Annotated in this window: 18 protein-coding genes; 10 read left to right on the top strand and 8 right to left on the bottom strand. The window is 73.8% G+C overall.

Features of this window, described 5'->3' with window-relative positions; translation table 11 throughout:
• Nucleotides 1-142 precede the first annotated feature (142 nt).
• Nucleotides 143-955, top strand: a complete 813-nt coding sequence (locus tag QJS33_RS18275) for a GntR family transcriptional regulator (RefSeq protein WP_306369219.1) — start codon at nt 143-145, stop codon at nt 953-955.
• 30 nt (nt 956-985) lie between these two features.
• Here QJS33_RS18275 and QJS33_RS18270 read toward each other — a convergent pair whose 3' ends face one another.
• Together QJS33_RS18270 and QJS33_RS18265 are read right to left on the bottom strand one after the other, a co-directional pair.
• Nucleotides 986-2,107 carry a hypothetical protein gene (locus tag QJS33_RS18270; protein WP_306369218.1) on the bottom strand — a complete coding sequence of 374 codons (1,122 nt, stop codon included), beginning with the start codon at nt 2,105-2,107 and terminating at the stop codon, nt 986-988.
• A 47-nt stretch (nt 2,108-2,154) separates the two neighbouring features.
• Nucleotides 2,155-3,570, bottom strand: a complete 1,416-nt coding sequence (locus QJS33_RS18265; RefSeq protein ID WP_306369217.1) for a sigma 54-interacting transcriptional regulator — start codon at nt 3,568-3,570, stop codon at nt 2,155-2,157.
• Between the two features lie 143 nt (nt 3,571-3,713).
• Between QJS33_RS18265 and QJS33_RS18260 the strand changes: the two genes are divergently transcribed.
• On the top strand, nt 3,714-4,865 hold the full coding sequence (locus QJS33_RS18260) for an FIST N-terminal domain-containing protein (RefSeq protein WP_306369216.1): 1,152 nt from the start codon (nt 3,714-3,716) through the stop codon (nt 4,863-4,865).
• A gap of 177 nt (nt 4,866-5,042) precedes the next feature.
• A complete protein-coding gene (locus QJS33_RS18255) occupies nt 5,043-6,497 on the top strand; it encodes a hypothetical protein (RefSeq protein WP_306369215.1) in 1,455 nt (484 codons plus the stop codon).
• A gap of 325 nt (nt 6,498-6,822) precedes the next feature.
• Here the strand turns inward: QJS33_RS18255 and QJS33_RS18250 are convergent, their stop codons facing one another.
• From QJS33_RS18250 to QJS33_RS18235, 4 genes are all read right to left on the bottom strand, one after another.
• On the bottom strand, nt 6,823-7,329 hold the full coding sequence (locus tag QJS33_RS18250) for an RDD family protein (RefSeq protein ID WP_306369214.1): 507 nt from the start codon (nt 7,327-7,329) through the stop codon (nt 6,823-6,825).
• Between the two features lie 13 nt (nt 7,330-7,342).
• Nucleotides 7,343-7,942, bottom strand: a complete 600-nt coding sequence (locus tag QJS33_RS18245; RefSeq protein WP_306369213.1) for an RDD family protein — start codon at nt 7,940-7,942, stop codon at nt 7,343-7,345.
• Between the two features lie 168 nt (nt 7,943-8,110).
• Nucleotides 8,111-8,611 (bottom strand): transcription elongation factor GreA, encoded by a 501-nt coding sequence (gene greA, locus QJS33_RS18240; RefSeq protein ID WP_220563246.1) that lies wholly within the window; start codon nt 8,609-8,611, stop codon nt 8,111-8,113.
• Between the two features lie 140 nt (nt 8,612-8,751).
• Nucleotides 8,752-9,204 carry a DUF4307 domain-containing protein gene (locus QJS33_RS18235; RefSeq protein ID WP_306369212.1) on the bottom strand — a complete coding sequence of 151 codons (453 nt, stop codon included), beginning with the start codon at nt 9,202-9,204 and terminating at the stop codon, nt 8,752-8,754.
• 155 nt (nt 9,205-9,359) lie between these two features.
• Between QJS33_RS18235 and mca the strand changes: the two genes are divergently transcribed.
• The 4 genes from mca (at nt 9,360) to QJS33_RS18215 (ending at nt 13,559) form a co-directional block, all read left to right on the top strand.
• Nucleotides 9,360-10,241 (top strand): mycothiol conjugate amidase Mca, encoded by an 882-nt coding sequence (gene mca, locus QJS33_RS18230; RefSeq protein ID WP_306369211.1) that lies wholly within the window; start codon nt 9,360-9,362, stop codon nt 10,239-10,241.
• 4 nt (nt 10,242-10,245) lie between these two features.
• On the top strand, nt 10,246-10,488 hold the full coding sequence (locus QJS33_RS18225; RefSeq protein WP_306369210.1) for a hypothetical protein: 243 nt from the start codon (nt 10,246-10,248) through the stop codon (nt 10,486-10,488).
• A 301-nt stretch (nt 10,489-10,789) separates the two neighbouring features.
• On the top strand, nt 10,790-11,488 hold the full coding sequence (locus QJS33_RS18220; RefSeq protein ID WP_306369209.1) for a GntR family transcriptional regulator: 699 nt from the start codon (nt 10,790-10,792) through the stop codon (nt 11,486-11,488).
• Between the two features lie 34 nt (nt 11,489-11,522).
• The gene (locus QJS33_RS18215; protein ID WP_306369208.1) at nt 11,523-13,559 is read left to right on the top strand and encodes a thioredoxin domain-containing protein; all 2,037 of its coding nucleotides are present in this window, start codon (nt 11,523-11,525) and stop codon (nt 13,557-13,559) included.
• A 295-nt stretch (nt 13,560-13,854) separates the two neighbouring features.
• On the opposite strand, the gene QJS33_RS18210 is transcribed toward QJS33_RS18215, so the two are convergent.
• Complete coding sequence (locus tag QJS33_RS18210) at nt 13,855-15,222, bottom strand: serine/threonine-protein kinase (RefSeq protein ID WP_306369207.1); 1,368 nt, start codon at nt 15,220-15,222, stop codon at nt 13,855-13,857.
• A gap of 355 nt (nt 15,223-15,577) precedes the next feature.
• On the opposite strand from QJS33_RS18210, the gene QJS33_RS18205 reads away from it, so the two are divergent.
• From QJS33_RS18205 to QJS33_RS18195, 3 genes are all read left to right on the top strand, one after another.
• Nucleotides 15,578-16,189 carry an RNA polymerase sigma factor gene (locus tag QJS33_RS18205; RefSeq protein ID WP_306369206.1) on the top strand — a complete coding sequence of 204 codons (612 nt, stop codon included), beginning with the start codon at nt 15,578-15,580 and terminating at the stop codon, nt 16,187-16,189.
• A 95-nt stretch (nt 16,190-16,284) separates the two neighbouring features.
• Nucleotides 16,285-17,046, top strand: a complete 762-nt coding sequence (locus QJS33_RS18200; protein ID WP_306369205.1) for an isoprenyl transferase — start codon at nt 16,285-16,287, stop codon at nt 17,044-17,046.
• 267 nt (nt 17,047-17,313) lie between these two features.
• Nucleotides 17,314-18,660, top strand: coding sequence for a PhoH family protein (locus tag QJS33_RS18195; protein WP_306369204.1), 1,347 nt, complete (start codon nt 17,314-17,316; stop codon nt 18,658-18,660).
• 83 nt (nt 18,661-18,743) lie between these two features.
• Here the strand turns inward: QJS33_RS18195 and QJS33_RS18190 are convergent.
• A partial coding sequence (locus QJS33_RS18190) for an SCO7613 C-terminal domain-containing membrane protein (RefSeq protein WP_306369203.1) occupies nt 18,744-22,516 on the bottom strand: 3,773 nt, incomplete at its 5' end.

Below are 22,516 nucleotides of genomic sequence, written 5' to 3'. Positions count from 1 at the left end.
GGCGGACGTTCCGGCGGTACGAGGTCGTCCCCGCGGGGGAGAACCCGGGACGGGGGCCGTGCGTTGACGGGGAAGGGCCATCCGCTCCGCGCAGGCGGACCCCCCACGGCCGACGACGACCGGACCGACGGAACGGACACGCATGAGCACGTCGAAGAAGACGGTGGTCGCCGATCACCTGCGCGAGGCCCTCGCCCGCGGCGACTTCAAACCCGGGGAACGGCTACCGGGCGAGGAAGAGCTCGCCGAGCAGTTCGGCGTGTCCCGGGCCACCGCCCGGCTGGGCATGCGCATCCTCCAGGACGAGGGGGTCATCGCCATCCAGGCCGGGCGCGGCGCGTTCGTCGCCGACCACCGGCCCATCGTCCACCTGGCCACCCCGGTCTCGGGCGGCACCGACTCCGAACGCTTCGAGGACGGCTACCAGCCGCACCTGCGCGAGGCCGGGTACGACCAGATCGAGCAGCGGATCAAGGTCAGCCTCGACACCATGCGGCCCCGGGTCGCCAAACGCCTGCGCTGGGGCGGCCAGGAGGAGGGGCCCAACGGGGGCCTGGTCGTCATCCGCTCCTGCGACCGGTTCGTCGAGGGCGGCCTGTGGCAGTCCCAGATCACCTTCTTCCCCTTCACCATCGCCAGCAACACCCCGCTCATGACCCCCCAGCACCTGGAGCAGGGTGTCACCTCCGTACTGCGCGACCTGGGCTACCGGGAGGAATGGAACTGGGACATCGTGGGCGCCCGCATGCCGTCCCAGGACGAGGCGGACTCCTTCAACCTGGGGCCGGGCATCCCGCTGCTCGTCCACGAGCGGGTCGTCTACGACGGCGACCGCCCGCTGCGCTTCACCGAGACGGTCATGCCCGCCAACCGCCACCAGCTGCTGTACTCCGGCGGCGACGCCCCGGAGGAACTGCTGCTCATGGCCTCGGACGTCAACATCTTCGAGCGTTGAAACGCACGTGCAGAAGCATGTGAGCCCGGCTCATGCACGCGGCCACGGCCGTCCGCCGAGGTAGGCGTCCAGCAGCAGGGGCGCCAGGGCCTCCGCGTCGGCGGCGACCGCGTTCACGCCGCGCCGCCGCACCACCAGGTCGCGGAAGGCGCGCAGCCGCGGATCGTCGGAGAGCAGGAAGAACGTCACCCGCGATCCCTCCCGTACCGCGGCGTCCAGCTCGGCGACCGTCACCTCCGCGGTGCGCGGGCTCGCCGGCCAGGAGAACCGGGCGTCGCCGTCCTCGCCCAGGTGGGCGGTCGGCTCCCCGTCGGTGACCACCAGAACGCGGTGGGCCAGACTGGGGTGGCGCCTGCGGTACCCGCGCGCCAGCCGCAGCGCGTGGTGCAGGTTGGTGCCGGGCACCCGTCCCCACGGGTGGGCGACCAGTTCGGCGGGACCCGTCTCGCGGGCGGTCGCGCCGAACCCCACCCACTGCACCCGGTCCCCCGGATGGCGGCGCACCAGCGCGTCCAGTGCCAGCGCGGTGCGCACCGCGGCCTCGTGCAGGGACCGCGCCGCCATGGAGTGGGACAGGTCCACCAGCAGCGACACCGCCGACCCGGTGGCGGGCTCGGCCTCCGCCGACCGCAGGTCCCCGGCCCGCAGCGCGGCCGCGTCGGCGGGATCGGCGGCCCGGCGCAGCATCGCCCGGCGCATGCTGGCCACCGCGTCCAGCGGCCGGTCCGCCCGGTAGGGGACGTCGCGGCCGGTCGGTTCGGTGCCGGCCCCGCCCCCCGGCCCCGCCCTGTGCGGTCCCGGGCGGGGAGCGTCGCGCGCCTCTCCCAGCGCCACCTCGGCCAGCCGCCGCAGCTCGCGCGGGCTCAGCCCGTGGTCGGCCCGGTCCAGCCGGTCCCACAGTTCGCGTGCGTCGGCCCCCAGGGCGCGGCCCAGCAGGGCGCCGGGGGAGTCCAGGGCGTCCAGGGCCGACCGGTCGCCCTCCGCGTAGCGGGTCACCGCCTTCTCCACGGCGCCCACGCCGTCATCGGCTCCCCGGGAGCCCGCGATCAGGTCGAGCAGGGCCCGGGCCGCACCGACGGCCTCCGCGGGCGGCGGGTCGGGTTCGGCCAGGGGGTCGGGGCCGCCCATGTACGCCCGGTACCGGAACCTCACAACCACTACCTCCAGGGATGCACGCCGAACCGGTATGTTCCCGGCTTTCAGAACCGGTAGACCCCTCCGTCGGCAACGATGTCCTTGGACAGGCGTCGTTCCAGGTAGAGGCCCTCCAGCGCGAACTCGACCACCGCGGCGGCCAGCCCGGGGGAGGCCGCGCCGTCCTCGTCCTCGGGCGCGGCGGCCGCGATCATCGCCGCCAGCCCGGGTACCGTCCCGATCCGGCGCAGCAGTTCGGCGGCGCCCACCAGGTCGCCGCTCTCCACGGTGCCGCCCGCGGCGAACCGGTCGGCCAACGGGGTCAGGTCCAGGTCCCCCAGCCGGGCGCGGAACGTGTCGGAGACGGCCCGGCGCAGCAACCCGAGCAGGATCGCCTCCCCGTCCTCCTCGTGGCCCATCGCGAACTCCACCTTGCCCAGCAGCGAGGGCACGGCGGCGGCCAGGTCGCACACCCGGGCCACCGGGACACCCTCCCCGGCCAGCGCGGACCGGCGCAGCGCGGAGGCCGCCACCGTCTCCACCGCCGCCACCGCGAACCGGACCGAGACGCCGGAGCGGGGATCGACCTTGCGGGAGTCGCGGGCCAGCCGGGTGAACCGCGCGACGGCCTCCCACAGGTGCCCGGGGACCACGGTGCCGTCGGGCACCGCCGCCTCCTGGCGCAGCACCGCCCGCTCGTCGTCCAGGGTCGGCGGGTAGTGCGTGCGCACCTGGGTGCCGAACCGGTCCTTGAGCGGAGTGACGATCCGCCCCCGGTCGGTGTAGTCGTCGGGGTTGGCGCTGGCCAGCAGCAGCAGGTCCAGCGGTAGGCGCAGCGCGTACCCGCGGATCTGTAGGTCGCGCTCCTCCAACACGTTGAACAGCGCCACCTGGGCGCGGGCGGGCAGGTCGGGCAGCTCGTTGACGCAGAACACACCCCGGTTGGCGCGCGGCACCAGGCCGTAATGGACGGTCTCGGGGTCGCCCAGGGAGCGGCCCTCGGCCAACCGGGCCGGGTCGATGTCGCCGATGAGCTCGGCGGTGCCGGTGTCGGGGGTGGCGAGCTTCTCCCCGTAGCGTTCGGAGCGGTGGCGCCACACCACCGGCAGGTCGTCGCCCTCCGCGGCGGCCCGCCGCAGGCAGGAGGGGCACACCGGGGCGTAGGGGTGATCGTTCACGGAACATCCGGCGACCGCCGGCGACCAGTCGTCCAACAGGTCGGCGACGGCGCGGATGAGCCTGGTCTTGCCCTGGCCGCGCTCGCCGAGCAGGACGGCGTCGTGCCCGGCCAGCAGGGCTTTCTCCAGGGCGGGCAGCACCGTGGCGTCGAACCCGTGCATCCCGGGGAAGCGGGGCCGCCCGGAGGCCAGGCGGGACAGCAGATTCGCGCGGATCTCGGCGGCCACGGTGCGGTGCTCGTGGCCGGACGCGCGCAGCCCGGCCAGTGTCCGGGGCAGGGCGGGGGGAGGTGGAGGTGTCACCCTTCAGAACCTACTCCGTCGGACGGCGGCCGATGGTGGCCGAGACCGGTCCCGGCCGGGCTCCGCAGCGGGTCCGGGGTGGGACAATGACGGAGGGTGGCACCCGCGTTCGGCGGGTCCGACGATGAGGAGGGGTCCAGCCGGTGGCGCGGTTCGGCGATGCACTGACGACCGGGGCGGACCTGGTGAACGCGGCCGAACGCGCGGCGCTCACCGCCCTGGCCCGGCTCGACGGCCCGGCCGACCTGGTGTGCTTCTTCATCTGCGGTGCCGACACCGAGGAGGTCTCGCTGGCCGGGACCCGTGTGATGGAGCTGGCGGGCGCCGCGCTCACCCTGGGGTGCAGCGCCGTAGGGGTCATCGGCGGCGGCCGGGCGGTGGAGGGACAGGGTTCGGTCGGCGTGTGGTGCGCCCGGCTGCCGGGGGCGGAGCTCACCCCGTTCCGGCTGGACACGGTGGTGGAGGGCGAGCGGCTCACCGTGGTGGGCATGCGCGAGCCGGGTCCGCGCGACCGGGCCGCCCTGCTGCTGGTCAACCCCTACGAGTTCCCGGCGCGGGAGTTCGTGCGCGAGTCCACCCGGGCACTGGGCGGGTTGCCACTGGTGGGCGGCATGGCCGACGGCATGCTCGGCGAGGGGTCGGTCCGGTTGTTCTGCGACGGCGCGGTGGCCGAGAACGGCGCGGTGGGCCTGCTCATCGGCGGCGACGGCGTGCTGGGCACCGTGGTGAGCCAGGGCTGCCGCCCGATCGGGCCGGCGATGACGGTCACCGGGTCGCGCGACAACGTGGTCAAGGAGCTGGCCGGGGAACCCGCCTACACCCGCCTGGAGGCGGTGCTGGAGACGCTCTCCGACGAGGACCGGGATCTGGCGGAGCAGGGGCTGCACCTGGGCATCGCCATGGACGAGTACGCCGACCACCACGAGCAGGGCGACTTCCTCATCCGCTCGCTGACCGGCGCCGACGCCGAGGCGGGCACGCTGTTCGTCGACGAGTCGGTCGAGGTGGGGCAGACGGTCCGCTTCCAACTGCGCGACGCCGGGACCGCGGACGAGGACCTGGCCCGGCGGCTGGCCGACTTCGGCGAGCGCCACCGGGTGGGGGCGGGGCTGCTGTTCTCCTGCAACGGGCGCGGCGCGGCGCTGTTCCCGCACGCCGACCACGACGTGCTGGCGGTGCGCCGGGTGCTGGGCGCGGAGGCGGTGGCGGGGTTCTTCGCGTCGGGGGAGATCGGCCCGGTCGGCGGGGTCAACCACCTGCACGCGTTCACGGCCTGCCTGCTGGCCTTCGCCTGAGCGGACGCCGCCTTCCCCGCGGCGAACCGGACCTTTACCGCCGTATCACCAACACTCGACGCGAGTTCCTTGAGTGTGCGCATACCGGGGCGCTTACTAAGAGTGCAGGATTATCTCACTCTGTGTGATCAATGGGAAGGGTTCGTCATGCCCAGGTGTGCACCCACTTCGACCCGCATGCGCGGCAGAGGCTGGGCGGTGGCGGGGGCACTGGTCCTGCTGCTCCCGGTCGGGCCCCGGACCGCCTTCGCGGAGACCGGCTGGCTCCCCCAGGACCTGGAGTCCGCCGACCGCATCGGCCTGGTCCTGGCCTCCGGAACGCTGCGCCTGGACGAGGCCGTCGGCCCCTCGGCCTCCCTGCGCCGCGAGAGCGGCGTCCGGGCCACCGGGCTGGCGACCTTTCCCGAACAGGCCCTGGAGCGGCCCACCGACACCGTCGACGTGCGGGTGGGCTCCTCCGGCGACCCCGAGGACGTGCTGGCCGAGGTGCGCGGCGTCCGCGCCGACGGCATGTGGACCGAGTGGTACCCGGCCCCCGACCACGGCGGCCGCATCATGCTGTCGGTCGACGTCTTCCGGGTGCAGTTGCGGGTGGGCGTCGACGGCGTCGACACCGCCGTCACCGGCCTGAGCGTGCGCCCGCTGGAGGGCACCGGGGACATCCCGGCCGGCCGGTCCGACGAGCCCTCGCCCGACCCTTCGCCCGAACCCTCGCCCGACGACCCCGCCCCCGAGCCCTCGCCCGACCCCTCTCCCGAACCCTCGCCCGACGACCCCGCCCCCGAGCCCTCGCCCGAGGCCGGGCCCCGGCCCGACGACGGTGACGGCGGGGACCCCGACGGCGACGGCGGCGACCCGCCCGAGGACAAGATCGACCACGGCGACGACATCCCCGAGCGCCCGTTCTCCGCCCGGCTCTTCGCCACCCGCATCGGCCTGGTGGGGGAGACCACCGCCAACGGGCACATCATCCGCGAGAACGACCACTTCGTGGCCCTGCCCTCCCGGCGCGGGCTGGCCACCCGGGGCGGCGGCGAGTACACCGTCCGGGTGTGCAGCACCGGGGCCCTGGGCCCGGAGGGCGAGGGCGACACCGAGGACCACGAGGCCCGCTGCGCCTACCTGCCCGTCTGGGACGTGGGCCCGTGGAACATCACCGACGACCACTGGAACGACGACCGTCAGTCCTGGCGCGACCTCGACCGGGGCCGCCCCCAGGCCCAGGCCGCCTACACCCAGGGGTACAACGGCGGCCTGGACGGGTTCGGCCGCCGGGTGCGCAACCCGGCCGGGATCGACCTGGCCGACGGCGCGTTCAACGGCGGTCTCCGACTGCCCACCAACGGCTGGGTGCAGGTCGACTACCTGTGGACCGGCGAGTACCGCCACCGCATCGAGGTGACCACGTCGACCCGCCGCGACCCGGTCGTGGTGCGCAGCGGCGCGGGCCCGGAGCACCCCGCGGTCGGCCTGGCCGCCCACAAGGCGAACATCGACGTCATCTGCCAGGAGACCGGGGCACCGGCCACCGGCCCGCAGGGCACCGGCGACACCTGGTACCGGATCGGTGAGGGCGACTACATCCCGGCGGTGTACGCCGAGGGCGGCGCCGACGCCCCCGCCTGCCGCTAGTGCGGTGACTGAAAAGGTTTGCCGGGGTGGGGGTCATGCCGCGGTGGCTAGTGGGCACCCTCCCCAGCGCAGATCTTTCTCGCTGCGCCCAGGGTCGTCACGCCCTCGCCGGTGGTCAAGGTCGTTCGTCCCTCGCCGGGGCTCGGGGCGCTCCACCTTGACTCCCAGCTCAGCGTGACGGGGGTGGCGGCTATCGAACAAGGCCGGGAAAGGCCCCGTAGGACACCAGCGGTGACAGGCCATTGCCTATCTCCGCTGGTCAGAGCTGCTCTCTCGACAAACAACCCCTACATATCAGGTGTACCGACCACGGAGGCCGGTACACCTAGGGCGCCGCCGGTGCGTCGGGGACCCGGACGACCGCGGTCCGGGCCGTCCGGTCGTGCAGGGTGAGGCCGCCGGGGGAGACCGCGCCCAGACTCTCGACCAGGGTGAAGCACAGGCCGACGCAGGGCAGGGACTGGGGCAGACAGAGCACGGCGGCGCGCAGTGCGGCCTGGCCACGGGTGGGGCGGTCGCCGCCGGGGCCGACCACGGCGATGCCCGTCATCATCTTGCCCGGGGTGGCGCCCCGGGCGACGAGGAAGAGCCACTCGTAGAGGAACAGCAGCGCGGCCCCGCCGAACAGCACCAGCCCGGCCCAGAACCCGGACACGACGGACCCGTCGAGGGGGAGCGCCGCGGCCGGGAGCGCCGCGAGGACGAGCAGCACCGAGATCGCGGTCGTCGCCAACACGATGTCGATGAACCGGGCCGTCGCGCGCAGCGAGAACGGGGCCGGTTCCGGGCCGGGGCCCGCGGGGCCGGTGTCGCCCGGGTGGGGCCGGGTCATCGGGAGCGTCCCCTCACCGGCGGGAGCGCACGACGACGGTCCCGGCCACGCGGTCGTGCAGGGCCAGGCCCTCCTCGCCCAGCGCGGCCATGCTCTCCATCAGGCTCAGCAGGTGGCCGACACAGGGCAGGGACTGGGGCAGGCAGAAGAAGGCCGAGCGCCCGAGGGCCTGGCGCTGGGTGAGGCGGCCGCCGTCGGCGCGGATCACCTTGATCCCGAGCATCATCTTGCCGAGCGTGGCGCCCCAGGTGACCAGGAACAGCCAGTCGTAGAAGAACAGGAACACGCCCCAGCCGAAGAGGAACAGCCACCCCCACACCTCGCCCTGGGCGTCGGACGTCTCCGCGCCTCCGGTGAGGAGCACGATGACGATCGCCATCAGGATGAAGAACGCCGTGGCCGCGATCACGGCCAGGACGTAGTCGATGAGCCGGGCCGACAGGCGCAGGCCGAAGGAGGCGCGCTCGGGACCCGCGGGCACCGGTTCCGGCTCGGGCGGCGGCAGCCACCCGCCCTGCGGACCAGGGGGAGGCGGTCCGGCCGGACCCCAGCCGCCCCGGGGAGGACGGCCGCCGTGGCCGGGACCCTGCGGGTTCCAGTAAGGCGAGGACATCGTGCCCTTTCGGTGGTCGGGAGGCGGCACCCGTCGGCCGCACTCACGAGGGTACGACGCACCCCGGGGCCCGGAGGATGCCTGCGCCCCACCCGTTTCTCCCGCCACATGCGGTGAGGGGCGGCATCCGCCGCCCCTCACCGCCTCGATCCCCTCCGGGGATCCGCCCTACATACCGCTGTAGGGAACCGCCTCGATGATCTCGACCCCGAGGCTCTTGCCGTTGGGCAGCTGGTAGCTGACCTTCTCGCCGACGGCCTTGCCGTTGATGGCGGAGCCGAGCGGGGAGCGCGGGGAGTACACGTCGATCGGGGAGCCGCTCTCCTCCCGGGAGGCGAGCAGGAAGGTCACTTCCTCGTCGTCGCCGTCGAACATGACGGTGACGGTCATGCCGGGGCCGACCACGCCCTCGGTCCGAGGCGCCTCGCCGACCCGCGCGGTGCGCAGGATCTCGGTGAGCTGGAGGATACGGGCCTCCATCTTGCCCTGTTCCTCCTTGGCGGCGTGGTAGCCGCCGTTCTCCTTGAGGTCGCCCTCCTCGCGGGCCGCCTCGATCTTCTCCGCGATCTCGATGCGCCCGCTCCCCGTCAGGTGGTCCAGCTCGGCCTTGAGCCGGTCGTACGCCTCCTGAGTGAGCCAGGTGACGTTGTCATCGCGGGTCTGGGTCACGGGAACTCCTTGTGTACTAGTAGCAAAGGCCACCAGGCGGCCAGAGCTGAACTTACGAGAATATCACCGTGTGTCATGGCACACGGTTCCCGAAGATCCGGCTCCGTCACCCGGACCGGTGGGGAAGGGGTTCGTCGGCGTCAGTCCTGCGAACCTTGTTCCCTGCACGAGGCCACTTCTACCGTTGCGGCCTGACGAATCGTTTCAACGGTCGTGGAGACCATGCGGTTCCCCGGCTCCGTCGTCACGGTCCGCTGGCCGACCTCCACCAGGCGTTCGTCCAGCGCGCGGATCAGGCACACGGCCCCGTCGCGGCTGTTCACCTCGTAGGTGATGGTCGCCTCGGACGCCGACGGCGCCGCCGAGGAGACCACCTGGTGGTACACGCCCCCGCCCAGCCCGGTGTAACTCATGACCGCGTAGCCCCACCCGACGGCGCACAGCACGGCGAACGCCGTCGCGATCACGAAGAAGACCGGCCCGTTGCCGTGGCGCTTGCGCAGGGCGGGTGCGGTCTCCGCGTCGGGGACGGCCGCGTCGGCGGCCGGTTCGTCGGCGCTCTTCACGGCGTCTTCCTCCGGGGTGGTGGGCATCGGGAATCTCCGTACACGGGGACGGTGTTGTCTAAGATATCCCCGACCTGACAGCCCCCCCGCGCGGCCCGCACCAAGTCGCCGGATGTGCCGTGATCAGGGGAGCCGGACGGTACGCCCCTGCGACCGTCGACCGAGTCAAGGAGAACCCTTCGTTGTCCGAGCGCCTGCGGCTCATGGCCGTGCATGCCCACCCCGATGACGAGTCCAGCAAGGGCGCGGCCACGATGGCGCGCTACGTCGCCGAAGGAGCCGACGTGCTGGTCGTCACCATGACCGGTGGTGAACGCGGTGACATCCTCAACCCCGCCATGGAGCGGCCCGACGTCCGCGAGAACATCGCGGAGGTGCGCCGCCGCGAGATGGACCGCGCCCGCGAGATCCTCGGGATCCGGCAGGAGTTCGCCGGTTTCGTCGACTCCGGACTGCCCGAGGGCGACCCGCTGCCGCCGCTGCCCGAGGGCTGCTTCGCCCTCACCCCGGTGGAGGAGGCCGCCGCGCCGCTGGTGGAGTCGATCCGCCGCTTCCGCCCGCACGTGATCCTCACCTACGACGAGAACGGCGGTTACCCCCACCCCGACCACATCATGACCCACAAGGTGTCGATGCACGCCTTCGACACGGCGGGTGACCCGGACTCCTACCCGGGCGCCGGCGACCCCTGGCAACCCCTCAAGCTGTACTACTTCGTCTCGTTCCCGGTCGAGCGGTTCGAGGCGATCACCGCGCTGCTGGAGGAGAAGGGGCTGGAGAACCCCTACAAGGAGTGGATCGACCGCATCAAGGACCGCGGCGACCGGCCCACCTGGGAGATCACCACGCGGGTGGAGTGCGGCGAGTACTTCCACGTCGCCGAGAAGGCGCTGAAGGCGCACGAGACCCAGGTGGACCCCAACGGGTTCTGGTTCGCGGTGCCCAACGACGTCCTGGCCCAGGCCTGGCCGACCGAGGACTACCACCTGGTGCGGTCGCTGGTGGACACCGAGGTCCCGGAGACCGACCTCTTCGCGGGTGTCCGCGACTCAGTGAGAGTATGAGCGTATGAACACCCTTCTCGTGTCCGCCGCGGCGAACGCCGACACGTTCACCCTGGACAAGAACACGGTCACCCCCGGCGTCCTGGGCTTCCTCGTCGTCTTCGCCGTCGGCGTGGCCCTGTACCTGCTCATGCGCAGCATGACCGGCAAGCTCAAGACGGTGCGCGGTGAGCGCACCATCGAGGAGCCGGTGGACGTCGCGGCCGCCCCGGCCCTGGTCGAGGACGACGCGAAGAAGGACTCCTAGGCGCCCGCACGCCCGGCCCGTGGGCGCGCCCGGACCACTCCGGGCGCGCCCAGGCCGTGTCCGGTGGATGCTTTCGGGCGGTTCGGCGCCTGCGCCGATGGTCGGGAGCGGCCGCGGGGCGACCTCTCACAAGACGACAAGCGCCGGTCAGCCCGGGTTCGGCTGTCCAAGCGCAGTCGGCGCAGCGGGGGGCAGCCTGACGGCTCCGTGGAAGTACCGCGCCGAAGGCGTCCGTTGATGGTGGTGGCGGGCGACGGGCGGGCCCGGAATGATCCATCGGACGCGGCCTAGGATGGGGTCCATGCCGCCCGCGCCCCCACCGCCCCCGTCGCTGCGCGACCGGGCCTACGCCGAGCTCAAGTCGCGGATCATGGGCCTGCGCCTGCCGCCGGGCCACCGCATCACCGAACGCGAGACGGCCGCCGAGCTGGGCGTCTCCCGGGTGCCCCTGCGCGAGGCCCTGCGGCTGCTGGAGGCCGAGGGGCTGATCGTCCTGGTCCCGCGCCAGGGCGCCATGGTGGCCGGCTGGTCGCGCGAGGACATCGTGCACCTCTTCGAGGTGCGCGAGGAGCTGGAACCGCTGGCCGCTCGGCTGGCCGCCGCCAAGCGGAGCGAGGACGACCTGCGCCTGATGCGGCGCCGCCTGGACGAGGCGGCCCGCGCCCTGGACGCGGGGGACGACTCCGCCACCGCGGCCGCCAACGCCGGGTTCCACCGCGCCGTGCTGGGCGCCTGCGGCAACCCCCTGCTCCAGGAGATGATGGCGCCGCTGGACGCCCGCGTGCAGTGGCTGTTCCACCTCACCCGGCACCGCGACACCCGTGAGCAGCGCGCGGAGCACGTCCGGCTGCTGGAGCTGATCGAACGCGGGGACGGCGAGGGGGCGGCCGCGCTGTACCGCGCGCACGTCGCCGCGGGGCTGGAGCCCACGCTGGCCATCGCCGAGACCTGGGAGCGCTTCGACCCGGTCGACGTCACCCGCACCCGCACCCGCAGGTAACGCGCCGGGCGGCCCCGGGTGGCAGAGTGGGGGCATGTCCAACCGCCTGCGCGACGCGACCAGCCCGTACCTGCTCCAGCACGCCGACAACCCCGTCGAATGGTGGCCCTGGGGGGAGGAGGCCTTCGCCGAGGCGCGCCGCCGCGACGTGCCCGTGCTCATCTCCGTGGGCTACGCGGCCTGCCACTGGTGCCACGTCATGGCCCACGAGTCCTTCGAGGACCGGGCGACCGCCGAGCGGATGAACGCCCTGTTCGTCAACATCAAGGTGGACCGCGAGGAACGCCCCGACGTGGACGCGGTCTACATGGAGGCCACCCAGGCCATGACCGGCCAGGGCGGCTGGCCGATGACGGTCTTCGCCACCCCCGACGGCGCGCCCTTCTACTGCGGCACCTACTTCCCGCGCGACCACTTCCAGCGCCTGCTGGAGGGTGTCTCCCAGGCCTGGCGCACCCGGCGTGAGGAACTGCTCGACCAGGGCCGCCGGGTCGTCGAGGCCCTGGGCGCGCCGCGCGGCCTGCCCGACGCGCCCCCGCCGGACCCCGCCGTGCTCGACCTGGCGGTGCGGGCGCTGGTGCGCGACTACGACACCGCCGAGGGCGGGTTCGGCGGCGCCCCCAAGTTCCCGCCGTCGATGCTGCTGTCGTTCCTGACCGCGCACGACGAGCGCACCCGGCCCGCGCAGAGCGCCGACGAGCCCACCCCCTCGTGGCTGATGGCGCTGGGCACCGCCGACGCCATGGCCCGGGGCGGTATCTACGACCAGCTCGGCGGCGGGTTCGCCCGCTACGCGGTGGACCGGGAGTGGGTGGTGCCGCACTTCGAGAAGATGCTGTACGACAACGCCCTGCTGCTGCGCGCCTACGCCCGGATGGCCCGCCGCCCCGCCGAGCCCGGCCCGGCCGGGGAGGCGTCCGCCGCGCTGCTGCGCCGGATCGCCGCGGAGACCGCCGACTGGATGCTGCGCGACCTGCGCACCCCCGAGGGCGGGTTCGCCTCCGCCCTGGACGCCGACAGCGACGGGGAGGAGGGAACCTACTACGTGTGGACCCCCGGGCAGTTGCGCGAGGTGCTGGGGGAGGAGGACGCCGCCTTCGCCGCCGAGGTGTTCGGGGTGACCGACCAGGGCACCTTCGAGCACGGCACCTCGGTGCTGCGCCTGCCGTCCACACCCGCCGACACCTGGCGGTACGAGCGGGTCCGCGCCGCCCTGCTGGCCGCCCGGGAGGGGCGCACGCCGCCGGCGCGCGACGACAAGGTGGTGGCCGCCTGGAACGGGCTGGCGATCGCGGGCCTGGCCGAGGCCGGCATCCTGCTGGAGCGCCCCGACCTGGTGGCCGCCGCCCGGGAGGCCGCCGAACTGCTGCTCTCGGTGCACCTGCGCGGGGGGCGGCTGGTGCGCACCTCCCGCGACGGGGCCGCCGGCGACAGCCCCGGCGTGCTGGAGGACTACGCCGACGTCGCCGAGGGGCTGCTCGCCCTGCACGGCGCCACCGGCGAGGCCCGCTACGCCCGGGTGGCCGGGGAGCTGCTGGACGTGGTGCTGGAGCGCTTCGTCGACGAGGGCGGTTTCCACGACACCGCGGACGACGCCGAGAAGCTGTTCAACCGCCCCCAGGACCCCACCGACAACGCCGTGCCCTCGGGCCGCTCCGCGGCGGCCGGAGCGCTGTTGTCCTACGCGGCGCTCACCGGATCGCAGCGCCACCGGGAGGCCGCCGAGCGGGCGCTGGTCCCGGCGGGCCTGCTGGCGGAGAAGGCGCCCCGGTTCGCCGGGTGGGCGCTGGCGGTCGGCGAGGCGCTGCTGTCCGGTCCGTTGGAGATCGCGGTCGTCGGCGACCCCGACGACCCGGACACCGGAGAACTGGTGCGCACCGCGCTGGTCCACGCCCCGCTGGGCACCGTGCTCTCGCGCGGCGACGGCCTCGACGACGGGGGAGTGCCGCTGCTGCGCGACCGCGTCCGGGTGGACGGGCGGCCCACGGCGTACGTCTGCGAGGGGTTCGTCTGCCGCCTCCCGGTCACCTCGCCGGACGACCTCCGCGAGCTCCTGACCGGGAAGAGGTGAGGCGAGGGGGCGGGCCGGAGGCCCTTCCGCAAGCGGGGGGACCGTGGCCGTAGGCCGCCCGCGACGGACGCCTTCGGCGCGGTGCCGCCACGGAGCCGCGGGGCCGCCTCTCGCTGCGCCGCCTGTGCTCGGACGGCCGAACCCGGGCGGGCCCCACTGTGCGAAACCGCCGGGACCGCGGTGCGATGCACGGTAGGGGCGCCTGCGCCGGTCGTCTTGCGAGAGTTCTCCCCGCGGCCGCTCCCGGCCATCGGTGCGAGCGCCGGGCCGCCCGAAAACATCCGCCGTACGCGGGCTAGCCGAGGACCGTGTTGTCGATGATCTCGTTCACCAGGTCGGGCCGGTAGTCCGGCTGGCGGATCTCCAGGTACACCGTGGCGGGCTCCCCCGGCCGGTGCACGGCGGCGCTGGTGAAGGCCCCGTTGCCGTTGCACTCGGGCCAGTCCCACACCGTGCCCTCCCAGCCCCCGGTGCGGACCTCGCGGCTCGCGGGGTCCCCCGGGCAGGGGTCGTGCTCGGCGACCCGCGACAGGTCCCCGGCCCCGGACATCACGGTGGCGTACACCCCGTAGGACGGGGTCTCGGTGGAGTGCCAGCCGTCGGCGTCGGTGGCCACCAGCAGGCCCGGACCGGCCCCGGCGTCGGCCGCGGCGGGCCGCGCCTCCAGGTCGGTGTGGAACTCCCGGGCCCACACCGAGGGCACGCCCATGCGGATGTCCTGACCGGCGTGGCGCACCGTGGTCAGCGACAGCCCCGGTGCCCCGCCGGACACGGTGAGCACGCCCGCCCCCACCGCGGACGCGGCCACCAGGGCGGCGGCCCGGCGCCACGGCATCCGGTACCGCTGCCACCACGGGACGCCCCGGGGCAGGTCGGGCGCCATACGGATGGCGCGGACCCGGTCGGTGAAGGTCTTGGCGTCGCCCGGGCGGCTCTCCCGGTCGACGGAGAGCGCCGACAGGATGAGCTCGTCCAGCTCCCGCGGCAGCCCTGGCCGGATACGGCCAGGGGGGACGCGCACCGGAGGGCGCGAGGGCGGCTTTCCGGTGATCAGCTCGTAGGCGACGGCGCCCAGCGAGTACACGTCCGAGCGCACGTCCAGGTCGCCGCCGGGGATGCTCTGCTCCGGCGACATGTACCCGGGGGTCCCGGCCGCGGCGGTGAACCCCGACGCCTCGTCGATGGCCTTGGCGAAACCCAGGTCGGCGACGAGCACCCGCTGGCCCACCGGGGAGGACTGGAGCAGCACGTTGGACGGCTTGATGTCCCGGTGGATGGTGCCGTGGTTGTGCAGCACGGTGATGCCCTGGCCGATCTCGGTCAGCAGCCGCAGCGCCTCGTCCAGCGGCAGCGGCCCGCGGCGGATGAGGTCCGCGACGCTGCCCTGGTCGGCGTAGGTCATGACCATGTACGGGCGGCCGTCGGGGAGGACGTCCACGTCGTGGACCGCGACCAGCCACGTGGAGTCGGTCTGGCGCAGGATGCGCGCCTCCTCCAGGAACCGGTGCTGGATGTCCATCTGGTGCGCCCAGTTCTCGGCGAGTACCTTGATGGCCACCGGATAGTTCAGCAGATCGTCCTGGGCCAGCCAGACCGTGGCGAAGGAGCCCGACCCCAGGCGTCTGATGACGCGGTAGCGGCCGAAGGCCTCGGGTTGGCTCATTTCCGCCTCGGTCCGTCAGGGGTGAATACGCGGTCGTTGCCCACTAATACACCATCTACACCTTCGCGTTGACTCTTGCGGATATGATCCCCTCTCCGGGTAGCGCCGACCCCGCCGGGGGATGGAAACTGGTGGGAACCCCTCACGGGCGCCCCGAGCCATGGGAATGGCCGTGTGAAATGTGAACTCGCGTTGACCGTGGTGCTCCGTGCGACGGAGAACCGGGAGGGTGGAACGAGGCGGAGCCGATGGGGGCCCGTGGACGTCCTATTGGCGTGTGACCCGCGAATCGCGGACCCACGGCGCCGAATAGCGGACGGCCGGACGTCTGCCGTCAGTCAGGGAGAGACCAGCCATGCGCAGTAGTGACAACAACGAGCACGAGGAGACCCCCGCGCCCCGACGGCGGGTGGCGAGCAACGTCGACGAGGAGTTGGAGGAGCTCGCCCGCCGGTCCAGGGACGGCGACGCCGTCGCCCTGGACGAACTGCTCCGGCGGATCCAGCCCGAGGTGCTGCGCCGGTGCGCACGCTTCCTGCCCTACCGGCAGGACGCCGAGGAGGCGTGCCAGGACGCCCTGCTCCGGGTGGCCCGCAAGATCGACAGCTTCAAGGGCGACTCCCTGTTCACGACGTGGCTGTACACCGTCGTGTCCAACTCGGCCCGCCAGACCTACCGCTCCATGAAGCGCCGCTCCGCCGAGTACCCGACCGAGGCCGAGCGCATGCCCCACCAGCGCGACCCGCGCACCACCAGTGTGATCGCCGGTTCCCGGATCGACCTGCTGGAGGCCCTCGACCAGCTGGAGAAGGACCGGCCGAACCTGGTGGCGCCCCTGGTCCTGCGCGACCTGTGCCAGATGGACTACAACGAGATCGCCTCGGAGCTCAACCTCGCCCTGGGCACCGTGAAGTCCCGCATCCACCAGGGGCGCAAGCACGTGCGCAAGTCCCTGGCCGTAACGTGACCTCTCACGGCGAACTACCCTGGACGGTATCCCCGTCGGCACCTCCTGGCACAGGAGAGTGCTGTTCTTGATCCAGCTCTGAGAGGTTTTCGCCCATGGGGCTTCGCGACCCCTTGTACTGGCTCTACGAGAAGCGTCTGGAGCGCCGATTGCAGGGTCGGCAGATTCCCCGCCATGTCGGTGTCGCCATGGACGGCAATCGCCGGTGGGCGAAGGACAGCGGCCTGTCGGACGCCGCGGAGGGTCACCGGGCCGGAGCGGACAAGATCTTCGAGCTGCTCCGGTGGTGCGACGAGATCGGCGTGCAGGTCGTCACACTCTGGATGCTGTCCACCGACAACCTCTCGCGCGACGAGGCCGAGCTCGGCGCCCTCGTGCAGATCATCGAGGAGACCATCGCCCGGCTGCGCGAGGAGGGGTGGAACACCCGGCCGGTCGGGGCCCTGGACGTGCTCCCCTCGTCCACCGCCCGTGCCCTGAAGGAGGCGGAGGAGGCCACATCCGGCAACCCGGGTCTGGTTGTCAACGTCGCCGTCGGGTATGGAGGTAGACGTGAGATCGCCGACGCGGTTCGGTCGCTCCTCCACGAGGAGGCGGCCAAGGGCACCGGTATCCAGGAGCTCGCGGAGCGCCTGGACATCGCCGATATCGCCCGGCACCTCTACACGCGCGGCCAGCCCGATCCGGACCTGCTCATCCGCACGTCCGGGGAGCAGCGCCTGTCCGGCTTCATGCTGTGGCAGAGCGTGCACTCGGAGTTCTACTTCTGCGAGGTCTTCTGGCCCGCGTTCCGCAGGGTGGACTTCCTGCGCGCTTTGCGCTCTTACGGCGCGCGCAATCGTCGCTACGGTTCCTGAACCCTCGCTCCCGCCACGGCGTCACCCCTTAACGCGGTGTTCACCCCGCAGGGCGGGAACGGACTGGAAAACGGGTTCGCGGACGCGTAGCTTCGAAAGAAGCGGGTGGCGTTCGTCCACCCGTTCGGGAGGCCCCGGCTCATTGATCCCCTCCGCCACCGCGGAAAGTCAACGAGGAGGGCCGGACCCGGCCCTGTGGGGCCTGGTCCCGGTCCTCCATGATCCCGTGACAGTGGGGCGCCCACGCGGCGCCCAAGGGGAGAACGAGTGGCTAGTTCCTCGACCGATCGCCGTGACACCCAGCCCCCCAGCACCTCTGCGGAGGCGGGAGCGGAACGGCGCGTCTACGTGCTCGACACCAGTGTCCTGCTCGCCGACCCGTTGGCCCTGACCCGGTTCGCCGAGCACGAGGTGGTCATCCCCGTGGTGGTGATCACCGAGCTGGAGAGCAAGCGGCACCACCCGGAACTCGGGTACTTCGCCCGCAACGCGCTGCGCTTCCTGGACGACCTGCGGATCACCAACGGCCGACTGGACGTCCCGGTCCCGGTGAACGACCAGGGCGGCAGTGTGCGCGTCGAGCTCAACCACAGCGATCCGGAGATCCTCCCGGCCGGTTTCCGGCTGGGCGACAACGACACCCGGATCCTGACCGTCGCGCGCAACCTCCAGGAGGAGGGCGGTGAGGTCGTGCTGGTGAGCAAGGACCTGCCGATGCGGATCAAGGCCTCCTCGATCGGCCTGGCGGCCGACGAGTACCGGGCCGAGCTGGCGATCGAGCACGGGTGGACGGGCATGGCCGAACTGGACGTGGCCGCCCACCAGGTGTCGGAGCTGTTCGAGCACGGTGCCACCGACATCGAGCCGGCCCGCGAACTCCCCTGCCACACCGGGCTGGTACTGGTCTCCGAACGCGGCAAGGCGCTGGGGCGGGTCCGCCCGGACAAGTCGGTGCGCCTGGTGCGCGGCGACCGCGACGTGTTCGGCCTGCACGGCCGCAGCGCCGAGCAGCGCATCGCCCTGGACCTGCTCACCGACCCCGAGGTGGGCATCGTCTCCCTGGGCGGCCGGGCCGGCACGGGCAAGTCGGCGCTGGCGCTGTGCGCCGGGCTGGAGGCGGTCCTGGAGCGCCGCCAGCACCGCAAGGTGATGGTGTTCCGCCCGCTGTACGCGGTCGGCGGCCAGGAACTGGGCTACCTGCCGGGCACGGAGAACGACAAGATGACCCCGTGGGGGCAGGCGGTGCACGACACCCTGTCCGCGGTCACCAGCGAGGACGTCATCGAAGAGGTCGTGGACCGGGGGATGCTGGAGGTCCTGCCGCTCACCCACATCCGGGGCCGGTCGCTGCACGACGCGTTCGTCATCGTGGACGAGGCGCAGTCGCTGGAGCGGGGGGTCCTGCTCACCGTGCTGTCGCGGCTGGGGGAGAACTCGCGGGTGGTCCTCACGCACGACATCGCCCAGCGCGACAACCTGCGGGTCGGCCGCCACGACGGTGTCGTCGCGGTGATCGAGAAGCTCAAGGGGCACCCGCTGTTCGCGCACATCACGCTGACCCGGTCGGAGCGCTCCCCGATCGCGGCGCTGGTCACGGAGATGCTGGAGAACTGACGCAGGGCGAAGGGCGGCCCGCTCCCGGTCGGGAGCGGGCCGCCCGCGTTCGGTGGGGTCCTGCGATCAGCTCATGCCCCCGATCAGCGCATGCCTCCGATGAAATGCCCGAACCTGCGCACCCGCTCCAGGTTGGCCTCGTACCGGGCGCCGATCAGCAGCAGCAGCGCGCCGACCACGGCGAACGGCACCCAGTTGGGCAGCAGCCGGGTCAGGTCCCACAGTGGCGGGCCGAACGCCCGCAGCGCCGTGCACAGCAGGGCCAGGCCGCCGATGACCAGCGCCGCCTGGCTGCGCCCGCGCAGGCCCCACAGGACCGCCGCCAGTGCGGCGACGAGCAGCACGGGCACCCGCCACAGCGTGTCCTCGCCGGCCAGCACCGTGCCCAGGCTCGGCAGCAGCAGCAGGCACAGGCCGCCGGACAGGGACGCCCAGCTCGACGGCGTCCGCTCCGCCTTGCGGGCCCACTCCCAGCCGATGGCCAGGGCGGCCAGGGCCGGGAGCACGGTGTAGGCCTCGGGGGTGGTCACGTTCCACGCGGCCAGCGCGGTCCACAGGGCGGAGAGCATGAGCAGCGCGCCGACCGCCGCGGCCCAGCGGCGCTCCGGCCGGAGCGCCGTGGCCAGGGCGATCACGCCGACGACCGCCAGCACCAGGGCGACGATCCCGCCGTGCGCGCCGTGGACCACGGCGACCGCCACGGACACCACCGCCCACAGCGCGGCCGGGGTCTCGGCGGCCTCCACCAGCGGTGAGCGCATCCGCGGCGCGACCGCGGCCACCCCCGCCACCAGGGCGATGGGCGCCAGCGCCGCGTACTCCGGCGGCGCGTTCAGGGCCAGGGTGAGCGTGAAGGCGAACCCGCCGGTGGCCGCGGTGGCCACCGCCGTCGCCGCCACCGCGGGCGGGACGGTGCGGGCCAGCGCCGCCACGACCGAGCCCAGCACCGCGACGGCCAGCAGGACGGCGATGGTCGCGTACCGCTCGGCCAGCGCCCAGCCGAGCGCCTGGGTCAGGACCAGCAGGCCGGTGAGCCCGGGCAGCCAGGAGAAGGCCCGGTCCCGGGCCGACGCCGACCACAGGGCCAGCCCGGAGCCGACCGCGACCGACACCGTCAGCGCCACCGCGAAGGGCGCGCCGACCAGCACCGCCACCGGCACCAGCGCGGGCGGGACGACCAGCGCGACCGCGTGCCCGGTCCACCGGCGCGAGGTCAGGGACGTCGCGCCGACCGCGGCCGCGCCGGCCGCCACGACGCCCAGGGCGATCAGCGGGTCCGGCCGGTCCCCCAGGCCCAGGAACACGTACGCGGGATCGAGCAGGGCGTCCACCCCGGCCGTCGCCATCCCGTGCCGCCAGGAGACCGGCACCAGGGCGAAGGCCGACGTCGTACCGGCCACCAGCGGCGCCGCACCGGCCGCCAGCAGACCGAGCACGGTGAGCGGGCGCGCCTGAGTGCCCTCGCCCAGGACCAGCGCCGTGGCCCCCGACAGGACGGGGACCGCCGCGAGCAGCCACCAGGCCGCCACACCGGTCTCCGCCGCGGCGGCGCCCGCCAGGCACAGCGCCCAGGCGAGCGCGGCCGGGAGCCCGGTGCCCAGGGCCACCCCGAAGGCCGTTCCGGTCCTGGGACCCGGGGGCCGCGGGACCGGCCCCGCGGCGGCCGTCACCGGGCCGGGCACCTGACCGGGCCGACGGGCCATGCCCTCCGCCGGGTGGCGGGGGGCCTCCGTACGCCGGGAGAGCAGTGCGCAGCCCAGGGCGGCGGCCGCCGCCACCAGGACCACGAGCAGCGTCGTGTGCTGTTCGGGCAGCGACCACAGCAGTGCCGCCGCCAGGGTCAGCGGACCGGTCACCCCCGGCACCCAGGCCAGGCGGTCGCGGACCAGCGCCGCACCCAGGGCGAGCAGCGCGCCCACCGCGGCCGCCCAGACGACCGCGACGACGAACGGGGCGCCCAGCAGCACCGGCAGCGGCATCAGCGCGGGCGGTGCCACCAGCGCCGCGGCGGGCAGCAGCCAACGGCGGTCGGCGGCCCCGACCAGGACCACGGCCAGCGCCCCGGCGACCAGTACCCCGGCCGCCGTGCCCGGGCCGCCCGCGATCGACGCGCCCATGACCGCGACCGCGGGTTCGAGCATCGCCTCCGCCGGCATGCCCCAGACCGGAGTGGCGACCCCGCCGCTCCACACGCCCCGGCCGGGGACCACCAGGAGCGGGGCCAGCGGCAGGAGCAGCAGGCCGAACACGGTGAACGCGGTGTGGGCGTCGGGTGCGTCCGGCCCGGCCGGGCGCGGGGACGTACGGCCCAGCAGCAGCGCGGTCACCCCGCTGAGCAGGACCGCGGCCGCCGTCCACCAGCGGCCCTGCTCGGGCATCCAGCCGAGGGACACGGCGGCCCACGACAGGGACCAGGCCGGCAGGCCCACGGCCCACAGGGCCAGCCCGGCCCCGTACAGGGCCCGGCCCGGCGGTACGGGGACCGGCGTCCCGGGGGGCACGGGGGCGGCGGGCGCCCCGAAGCCGGGCACCCGGTACCGCAGGAGCAGCAGCGCGATCAGGCCGACCAGGCCGACGCACGGCAGCGCGGCCATGAAGGTCCAGAACAGTCCCGCGGACCACAGCAGGGCGGTGACCAGGGTCGCCACCCCGGCCGTGGCGGGCGCCCAGGCGTACGGGCGCGTGGGAACGGCCGCGGTGCCCAGGACCAGGACCGCACCCAGGCAGAGCGCCCAGGCGACCGCGGCCGGATGTGACAGGCCCAGCAGCAGCGGCGGGGCCAGCAGCACCGGCGGGGCCATCAGGATCGCCACCGTCGGCAGCAGGTCGCGGCGCAGCAGCGCGGTCACCCCGGCGGCCAGCGCTGCGCCGACCGCGATCGCCGCCAGGTAGGGCAGGCTCTCCGGCCAGGCCGTGCCGGGGCGGTCCACGCCCAGCACCACGGTCGCGAGGACGTCCGCCGAGCCCGGGCTCCACGGTTCGCCGGCGGGGAGGCGGGGCCGCACCGGTAGGATCGCCGGACCGGCGGCGAGCGGGACCAGGACCAGGGCGGCGACGGCGGGGAAGCAGGCGATCCACCCGTTGGCCCGGTCGCGCGCCAGCACCAGCCAGGTCGTTCCGGACAGCAGCAGGGCCAGGGCCAGGCCCCACCAGCCCGGCAGGTCCGACTCCGCGACGGCGAAGACCAGGAGGGCGGAGGTCGCGGAGGTGATCACGGTGAGGATCAGCGACAGCACGGTCAGGGTCCTGCGCGGCGCGTATTCGCCCAGGGGCGCGCTCGCCCGGGCCGACACCAGGTCGGTCAGCCCGGTGGCGGCCAGGACCGGCAGGATCCACGGGAGGGGGTCGGCCACCGGCAGTGCGAAGAGCAGCAGCAGCGGTACCGGCTGGGCGGCCAGGGCGGCGATGATCCGGGGCGCGCGCAGCGGCACCAGCAGCGGGTAGAGGGCCGTCAGCGCGGCGATGATCGCCAGCGCCCCGGCCGCGTAGCCGGGACCCTCGGGCAGGCGTTCGGGCATGAGCAGCCACAGCGCCAGAGCGTCGATGCCCAGCAGTGCGGCGGCCAGCACGCCGAAGGTCTCGGCGGTGGCCCGCAGGCCCCGGCGGTACAGCGGCACGGCCACCAGGGCGAACGCGAGCGTGGTCGCCCCGAGCACCAGGGCCCGGGTGCCGGTGCCCATGTCGCTCCAGGTCCAGATCGCGAACACCAGCGCCGAGATGCCGATGAGCAGCCCGCCCAGGCCCAGGATGATGTTCTGGGCGGAGCGGCGGCGCATCTCGCCGTCCGGGCGGGGCGGCGGGGCGGCGTGCGGCACGGCCGTGTGCGGTGCGGCGGCGGGCACGGGGGCCGCCACCG

The organism is Nocardiopsis sp. CC223A (assembly GCF_030766825.1).
Taxonomy (GTDB): Bacteria; Actinomycetota; Actinomycetes; order Streptosporangiales; family Streptosporangiaceae; genus Nocardiopsis.
Note: the sequence above shows the minus strand (reverse complement) of the source record. Positions and strands in the feature narration are given on the sequence as shown.